The sequence below is a fragment of the Cryobacterium frigoriphilum genome, from assembly GCF_004403305.1.
GTDB lineage: Bacteria > Actinomycetota > Actinomycetes > Actinomycetales > Microbacteriaceae > Cryobacterium > Cryobacterium frigoriphilum.
In genome coordinates this window covers 1-1,715 of record NZ_SOHE01000081.1, presented here as the reverse complement: position 1 = coordinate 1,715, position 1,715 = coordinate 1, and the positions used below count along the sequence as shown (strand labels likewise).

Here is a 1,715-nt window from a genome sequence, read left to right as displayed (position 1 = left end):
ATGTGAACTCTCAGGTCATTGTTTACATCGTCACTCAGGTCTTCGTTTACAGGCTCTCTCACGGCATCGTTTACAGGTAGCAGGCGTTTAAGTCGGTCCAGGGCGACCCCGGGCTTTTGAATGGGATGTGCAAAATACATTGTCGGCGTCGATACGTCGAAAGATCATTGAATTCAATCCGGACCTGCCAGATGCGGTCAGCATTTCGGAGTTGTGCAAGCAGCTCGGCATCAGCAGGCCCTCTTATTACAAGGTGAAGAAGCGGTATCTCGCTGAGGGCAATAAGGCCCTGAATCCGCATTCGCGGGCGCCGAAAGCAACGAGGCGCGTTCATGGGGACCAGACCAAAATGGTGGTCCTCCGAATTCGTGAACGGCTAAGGAAATCCGGGTGGGACAAGGGGCCACAGTCCATCTGGTTCGAGGGCGTCGACACCGAAGAGTTCGGCGAAAAGATCCCCTCGGTGTCAACGATCGGTCGGATCTTGGCCGAAGCCGGCGTTACGAACACCAACGCCCGTAAGCGACCTCGTGGTGCTTGGATGCGGTTTGCCCGGTCGTATCCGATGGAGATGTGGCAACTGGACGGGATGGAATATCGCCTGTTCGATGCCGACGGTACGAAGGCGTTGATTTATCAGCTGATCGATGACGGAACCCGCTTCGACGTGGGAACGCAGTGCTTTGACAGGCTGGAAAACGGTGAGGATGCCATTGCCGTGTTGCAGGCAGCGTTCGACGCCTACGGAGTGCCTCAGCAGCTCCTCACCGACAACGGAGTCGCGTTCAACCAGTCTCGGCGTGGGGTGGTCGGCCAGACGGAAATCTTTCTCGGGGGCAAGGGATGTCAAGGGATTACGGGGCGTGTTCGGCATCCGCAGACGCAGGGAAAGAACGAGCGCAGCCATCAAACGCTCGTCAGATTTCTTGACGCGCACACACCAAAGAATCTGGAACAGTTGGCGAAGCTCCTGGTCCAATATCGCGAGCACTACAACTATCGGCGGCACCATCAGGCGCTGAAAGTCGGCTCCACCTACCTCACCCCCGGTCAGGCATGGGAGGCCGGGGAACACCGAGGCGCGGAGGGCACCCCAATTGATATCGCTGTGCTGGAAGCCAAGGCGGTGACCTACAAAGATCGGCAGATCGCCCAAGACGCTGCCGCATCAGGAGAGCACGCAAATACCGTCGTGATCGCCCCGCTACAGTCCGAGAACGCGGCCGTGCCCGCGCGCACGGTCAGGCTCCGGGACCAATCCGAGGACGTTGTCGAGATCCGCCGGACGAACCCGCAGATCTATTACCGCGGTCGCATATTCAAGGTGCCAACCTATCTGGTGGGCACCTACCAGGTGGTGGCCACGGCCACCGGATACACACTCTTCAGCAGCACAGATGGGGAGGAATGCATCTACTTCCCGCTGCCGGTGCGTGTTGCCTCGAGCAAGCGGCTGGTGCCGCTATGGCAGGTCTACGGCGCCAGAATACGTGACCCCAACCCAGCGTGGACGGCGAAAATGACCGACTACGAAAACGACCACTACCCGGCCGTGGTCGCTTCCTAAGCAACGGTTTCTCTTGCCCGCACGGTGTCAACGAAGTCGTGAGTTCCACTGTGAGCGATGTGTTGACACCGTGTGTAACCGAAGTGGTGAGTGCGTTTGTAAACAAAGTGGTGAGCGCGGATGTAAACAAAGAGCTGAGTGATTACAT

At 58.0% G+C, this 1,715-nt stretch carries 1 protein-coding gene; it reads left to right on the top strand.

Going from position 1 to position 1,715, the window contains the following annotated elements; all coding sequences use genetic code 11:
* Positions 1-127 precede the first annotated feature (127 nt).
* Complete coding sequence (locus E3T55_RS18065; RefSeq protein WP_134520936.1) at positions 128-1,567, top strand: IS481 family transposase; 1,440 nt, start codon at positions 128-130, stop codon at positions 1,565-1,567.
* Positions 1,568-1,715 lie beyond the last annotated feature (148 nt).